This is a genomic window from Mycobacterium sp. 1465703.0 (assembly GCF_001672975.1).
GTDB lineage: Bacteria > Actinomycetota > Actinomycetes > Mycobacteriales > Mycobacteriaceae > Mycobacterium.
In genome coordinates, this window is the sequence record NZ_LZKU01000269.1 from 22,145 (window position 1) to 28,291 (window position 6,147).

At 67.9% G+C, this 6,147-nt stretch carries 6 protein-coding genes and 1 pseudogene; 4 read left to right on the forward strand and 3 right to left on the reverse strand.

Translation table 11 applies throughout. The features are described 5' to 3' along the window. Positions 1-5: 5 nt before the first annotated feature. A complete protein-coding gene (gene carD, locus A5625_RS25555; protein ID WP_003419482.1) occupies positions 6-494 on the reverse strand; it encodes an RNA polymerase-binding transcription factor CarD in 489 nt (162 codons plus the stop codon). 278 nt (positions 495-772) lie between these two features. On the opposite strand from carD, the gene A5625_RS25560 reads away from it, so the two are divergent. From A5625_RS25560 to disA, 3 genes are read left to right on the forward strand one after another with little or no spacing between them, the layout of a single operon-like run. Next, complete coding sequence (locus A5625_RS25560) at positions 773-1,330, forward strand: hypothetical protein (protein ID WP_067000893.1); 558 nt, start codon at positions 773-775, stop codon at positions 1,328-1,330. 49 nt (positions 1,331-1,379) lie between these two features. Further along, complete coding sequence (gene radA, locus A5625_RS25565) at positions 1,380-2,795, forward strand: DNA repair protein RadA (protein WP_067000896.1); 1,416 nt, start codon at positions 1,380-1,382, stop codon at positions 2,793-2,795. Between the two features lie 26 nt (positions 2,796-2,821). Continuing rightward, positions 2,822-3,895: a DNA integrity scanning diadenylate cyclase DisA gene (gene disA / locus A5625_RS25570; protein ID WP_067000899.1), complete on the forward strand. Its 1,074-nt coding sequence runs from the start codon at positions 2,822-2,824 to the stop codon at positions 3,893-3,895. Positions 3,896-3,904: 9 nt separating this feature from the next. Here disA and A5625_RS25575 read toward each other — a convergent pair whose 3' ends face one another. Together A5625_RS25575 and A5625_RS25580 are read right to left on the reverse strand one after the other, a co-directional pair. Then, positions 3,905-4,711, reverse strand: a complete 807-nt coding sequence (locus A5625_RS25575; RefSeq protein WP_156748557.1) for a hypothetical protein — start codon at positions 4,709-4,711, stop codon at positions 3,905-3,907. 123 nt (positions 4,712-4,834) lie between these two features. Next, positions 4,835-5,452 carry a carbonic anhydrase gene (locus tag A5625_RS25580; protein ID WP_067000902.1) on the reverse strand — a complete coding sequence of 206 codons (618 nt, stop codon included), beginning with the start codon at positions 5,450-5,452 and terminating at the stop codon, positions 4,835-4,837. On the opposite strand from A5625_RS25580, the pseudogene A5625_RS30820 reads away from it, so the two are divergent. After that, positions 5,451-6,147: pseudogene (locus tag A5625_RS30820) on the forward strand (A/G-specific adenine glycosylase); the annotation flags it as partial. The gene A5625_RS25580 and the pseudogene A5625_RS30820 overlap by 2 nt on opposite strands.

The window sequence follows — 6,147 nt, forward strand, 5'->3', positions numbered from 1 at the left end:
GACCTTCAGGAAGCGGCGGCCAGAACCTCGTCGAGGATGGTTTCCGCCTTGGCGTCGTCGGTGCTCTCCGCCAACGCCAATTCACCGACCAGAATCTGGCGGGCCTTGGCCAGCATCCGCTTCTCGCCGGCGGACAGACCGCGCTCCTGATCGCGACGCCACAGGTCGCGAACTACCTCGGCGACCTTGTTGACATCGCCGGAAGCAAGCTTTTCGAGATTGGCCTTGTAGCGGCGCGACCAGTTCGTCGGCTCCTCGGTGTGCGGCGCGCGCAACACCTGGAAAACCTTGTCGAGACCTTCTTGTCCAACGACGTCGCGGACACCCACATACTCAGCGTTCTCGGCGGGAACTCGAACGGTCAGGTCTCCCTGCGCCACCTTCAAGACGAGATATTCTTTTTGTTCCCCTTTGATCGTCCGGGTTTCGATCGCCTCGACTAACGCAGCACCGTGATGCGGGTAAACAACGGTGTCGCCGACCTTGAAGATCATCTGATTCGAGCCCCTTTCGTTACTTCATCCTAACACGGCCGCCTAACTACGCGCGAAGCAACGATGCAGGTCAGGGGCACAACACGCGCAGATTAGGGGTTGACATGGGGAGCAAGTCGTGCAGTGCAGCACATTACCAACGCCTGCGAACCGGCCCGGCGGCGGCCTATTCCGGCGCTCCGGCGCTGGTCTGGTGCCCCGCGCTGTCGCCCGCGAGACCTCCCTACTACTGTGCATAGTTGCATCCGTCGAACCGGCCCAGCAGGAGGCTTGAGAGAGTGAACCGCTTCAAGATGCGCCTCGGCCTACCCGCGCTCGCCGTCGCCGGCGTGATGGCCGTTCTGGCCGCTCTGCTCAGCGGTTGCGGAGCCGGTCAGGTCTCGCAGATGGCGGTCCAGGAGCCGGCCATCAATGGCAACAAGGTCACGTTCAACAACGTGGCGTTGCGCAACATCCACATCCAGGCCACGCAGACTGGCGACTACCTGCAGCCGGGCAAGGCTGTGGACCTGGTGCTGGTGGCGATCAACCTGTCGCCGAATGCGCCCGACAGGCTGGTCGGCATCACCAGTGACATCGGCACGGTGACGGTCAGCGGCGACGCTCGACTGCCCGCCGGCGGGTCATTGTTCGTCGGTGCGCCCGAGGGTCAGAAGGTGGCGCCCGGTCCGGTCGGTTCCAACACCACCGCAGCCAAGGCGACCGTCAATTTGTCCAAACCCATCTCGAACGGCCTCACCTACAACTTCACCTTCAATTTCGAGAAGGCCGGGCAGGCCACCGTCGCGGTGCCGATTTCGGCCGGGGTGGAAGCGCCGCAAAACCACGCGGGATAACCGCCTGTCGTGACCCGGGCTTGTCGGAGCGGCTCGATACCGTCATGACGTGGCTACTGCACGCTCCCAATACCGCTGCTCGGAATGCCGGCACGTCACCGCCAAATGGGTCGGCCGCTGCCTGGAGTGCGGCACCTGGGGCACCGTTGACGAGGTCCCGGTTCTCAGTGCGGTCGCCGGCCGGCGCAGCAGCCTGGCCACGGCAGCACCGGCCGTGCCCATCACTTCCATCGAGCCCAACGCCAGCCGGCACCGCACGACCGGCGTAGACGAACTCGACCGGGTGCTCGGCGGCGGGGTGGTACCCGGCTCGGTCACACTGCTGGCCGGTGATCCGGGCGTCGGTAAGTCGACGCTGCTGCTCGAGGTCGCCCACCGCTGGGCGCAGTCCGGCCGCCGCGCCCTGTACATCTCCGGTGAGGAGTCCGCCGGGCAGATCCGGCTGCGCGCCGACCGGATCGGTTGCGGCAGCGACGAGCTCTATTTGGCCGCCGAATCCGATCTGCACACCGTGCTCGAGCACATCGCCACGGTCCGCCCGGCGCTGGTGATCGTGGACTCGGTGCAGACCATGTCCACCACCGAGGCCGACGGGGTGGCCGGCGGCGTCACGCAGGTGCGCGCGGTGACGTCGGCTCTGACTGCCGCGGCCAAGACCAACGCCGTTGCGCTGATCCTGGTTGGGCATGTCACCAAGGACGGGGCCATTGCCGGTCCGCGTTCCCTCGAGCACCTGGTCGACGTGGTGTTGCACTTCGAAGGCGACCGCAACGGCTCGCTGCGGATGGTCCGGGGCATCAAGAACCGGTTTGGCGCGGCCGACGAGGTCGGGTGTTTCATGTTGCACGACAACGGGATCGAAGGCGTCGCCGACCCGTCGAACCTGTTCCTGGATCAGCGCCCGGCCCCGGTGCCCGGCACCGCGATCACGGTGACACTCGACGGCAAACGACCGCTCATCGGCGAAGTGCAGGCGCTGCTGGCGACGCCGGCGGGCGGCTCGCCGCGCCGCGCCGTCAGCGGCATCGACCACTCCCGGGCCGCGATGATCGCCGCGGTGCTGGAAAAGCACGCCAAGTTGCCCGTCGCCGCGAACGATATCTACCTGTCCACGGTCGGCGGCATGCGACTGACCGACCCGTCGTCGGACCTGGCGGTCGCGGTCGCGCTGGCTTCGGCGTTCGCAGACCTGCCGCTGCCCACCACGGCGGTGATGATCGGCGAGGTGGGACTGGCGGGCGACCTCCGGCGGGTCAGCGGCATGGAGCGGCGGCTGTCCGAAGCCCTGCGCCAGGGGTTCAGCATCGCGCTCATTCCGGATGGCGACGACCCCCGCCGCGAAATAGTGCCCAGTGGGATGCGGGCGCTGCGGGCGCCCACCATCGTGGCGGCGCTGGAGCACATGATCGACATCGCCGACCACCGCGGCGGCAGGCCGGCAAACCCCCGACGGCTAGACGCATGAGGCATTGGGCTTCAGAATGACACGCTGTGACCCGTCCGACCCTGCGTGAGACTGTCGCCCGCCTGGCTCCGGGCACTGGGCTGCGCGACGGCCTGGAACGCATCCTGCGTGGCCGTACCGGCGCGCTGATCGTGCTCGGCAACGACGAAGCCGTCGAGGCCATCTGCGACGGCGGTTTCGCCCTGGATGTGCGCTACGCGCCCACCCGGCTGCGCGAGCTGGCGAAGATGGACGGCGCCGTCGTGCTGTCCACCGACGGCAGCCGCATCGTGCGGGCCAATGTGCAACTGGTGCCCGACCCGTCCATCGCCACCGACGAGTCGGGAACCCGGCACCGCTCCGCGGAGCGGGCCGCGATCCAAACCGGTTACCCGGTGATCTCGGTGAGCCATTCGATGAACATCGTGACCGTTTACGTGGGTGGGGAGCGCCATGTGGTGGCCGACTCGGCGACCATCCTGTCCCGGGCTAATCAGGCCATCGCCACCCTGGAGCGGTACAAGATCAGGCTCGACGAGGTCAGCAGGCAGCTGTCGCGCGCCGAGATCGAGGACTTCGTGACACTGCGCGACGTCATGACGGTGGTGCAGCGGCTCGAGCTGGTCCGGCGGATCGGCCAGGTGATCGACAACGACGTCGTCGAACTCGGCACCGATGGCCGCCAACTGCGGCTGCAGCTCGACGAACTGTTGGGCGGCAACGACAACGCGCGGGAACTGATCGTGCGCGACTATCACGCCAGCCCGGAGCCGTTGTCCGAGGGGCAGATGACGGCCACCCTCGACGAGCTGGATGCGCTGTCGGATACCGAGCTGCTCGATTTCACCATCCTGGCAAAGATCTTCGGGTATCCGACGACCACTGAGGCGCAGGATTCGGCGGTCAGCCCGCGGGGTTACCGTGCGCTGGCGGGCATCCCGCGTCTGCAGTTCGCGCACGCCGACCTGCTGGTCCGCTCGTTCGGGACGCTGCAGAACGTGCTGGCGGCCAGCGCCACCGACCTGCAATCGGTCGACGGCATCGGCGCGATGTGGGCCCGCCATGTGCGGGAGGGGCTGTCGCAGCTGGCGGAGTCGACGATCACCGACTCGTTGAGCTAGGCGCGAGCCTCAGCCGGCAGGCGCGGGCATCGGCGGCGCCTCGGGCTGCGGTACGGCCCCGGGCTGCCCCGGTCCGGGCACCGGTCCAGGCGGCGGTGGCGGCTGATTCATGATGAACGGAACCGGCATCGAACGCAGATTGCCCAGCTGGACCACTAGGTTGTAGGTCCCCGGCCCGATCGCCGGTCGCGGCAGCGGGCAGTGCGGCGCCGAGCCCATTCCCGTCCACGTCACCGCTGTGGTCACCTGCTCGCCCGGCGTGAAGGTCTTGATCAGCGTCTCGTTGGACGGGGCGCAGTCCAGGTTCGACCACAACCGCTTGTTGTCCAGCGAGTACACGTAGGCCGCCAGCACCGCCGCGCCGACATCGCGCTTGCAGGCCACCAGCCCGATGTTGGTGACGACCATGGTGAACTTCGGCTGGTCACCGATGAAGTACTGGGGTGCGTTGGTCAGACCCTTGACCGCCAGCGTCGAATCCGGGCAGTCGTCGCCCTCTTTCAGCACCGGCGGCGGCTGCACGGCCGCGGTGGGGGTGGGCGTCTCGGGGTTCTGCCCCTGCGCCGGCGGCGCTGCCGGAGCGGGGCCCTCGGGTCCTGACGGTGGAGGCGCCTGCGGCGCGGGCGATGCCGGCTTGTTCGCAGCGGCGCTGGCCTTGTCGGCATTGGCGGGCTTGGCGCCCGAGTTATGTCCCATGAAGGCGATGACGACGGCGGCCACGATCCCGATCACGACGACCGCGATACCAATGGCCAGGCCTCTGCGCCGCCAATAAATCTCGGTGGGTAGCGGGCCACGCGGTTCCAGATCGAGCACGTTGGCAGCGTAAGGCCAGGTCACATCGATTCGGCTGACCGGCGTCGGCGTGTCGCCGGGTTTGCTGGCTTGCTGCCGTGTAGTGACGGCCGAGAGCCGCCCCACGTATGTGCCTATTCGGCGTTATTCACCTATGTCGCCGGCGTGATCGCACAACTCGGCCCGCCCGTCGGCGAGATGGTACGTGACTCCGGCCACCGCGACCGTTCCCGCGGCCACGCGCTCGGCGATGATCGCCGACCGAGACATCAGCTGCGCCACGGTTTCGCAGACGTGCCGCTTCTCGAATTCGTCCACGCGGCCCAAGCCCTCGCGCCGGCCCATCAGGATCGACGGAGCCACCCGTTCCACCACGTCACGCACGAAACCGCCGGGAATCGTTCCGTCGTCGATCGCGGCCAGGGCCGCCTTGACGGCACCGCAGCTGTCGTGACCCAGCACGACGATGAGCGGCACATCGAGCACCGCCACGGCGAACTCGATGGAGCCCAAGACCGCGCTGTCGATGGCCTGCCCGGCGGTGCGCACCACGAACATGTCACCCAAGCCCTGATCGAAGATCAGCTCGGCGGCGACCCGGCTGTCGGCGCAGCCGAACACCACCGCGGTGGGGCTCTGTCCGGCGGCCAGGCTGGCTCGATGCTCAACACTTTGGCTGGGATGCTGCGGCTTACCGGCGACGAATCGCTCGTTACCCTCTTTGAGTGACTTCCACGCGGTTACCGGACTGGTGTTAGGCATGGCTGACATCATGCCGCATCCGCCGATCGCGGGCCCAGAATTCATATCAGCCACCAATCTTGTTCACTGGTACGAAAGTTCACGCCGCGATCTGCCCTGGCGTGAGCCCGGGGTCAGCGCCTGGCAGATTCTGGTCAGCGAATTCATGCTGCAGCAGACGCCGGTATCCCGGGTGCTGCCGATCTGGACGGAGTGGGTGCGGCGCTGGCCCACCGCATCAACGACGGCCGCGGCCAGCGCCGCCGACGTGCTGCGCGCCTGGGGCAAGCTGGGTTATCCGCGGCGCGCCAAGCTCCATCAGCGCCACGGAGAACTTCGGTGCCGTGTCGTCGGCGGGTAGCAGCGCCGACACGTCGGCGTGGTCGCGCGCCGCGGACGGTGTGCCGGCGTCGGCAGCTATACCGCGCGCGCCATCGCCTGCTTCGCCTATGGCCAGGCGGTACCGGTGGTGGACACCAACGTGCGCCGGGTAGTGGCACGCGTGGTGCACGGCCTGGCCGACGCCGGCACACCGTCCGCGGCGCGCGACCACGCCGACGTGTCGGCGCTGCTACCCGCCGACGACACGGCACCGAAGTTCTCCGTGGCGCTGATGGAGCTGGGCGCGACGGTCTGTACGGCGCGCGCGCCGCGCTGTGGACTGTGTCCGCTCAGCCAGTGTGCGTGGCGGCATGCCGGCTATCCCGCCGCGCAGG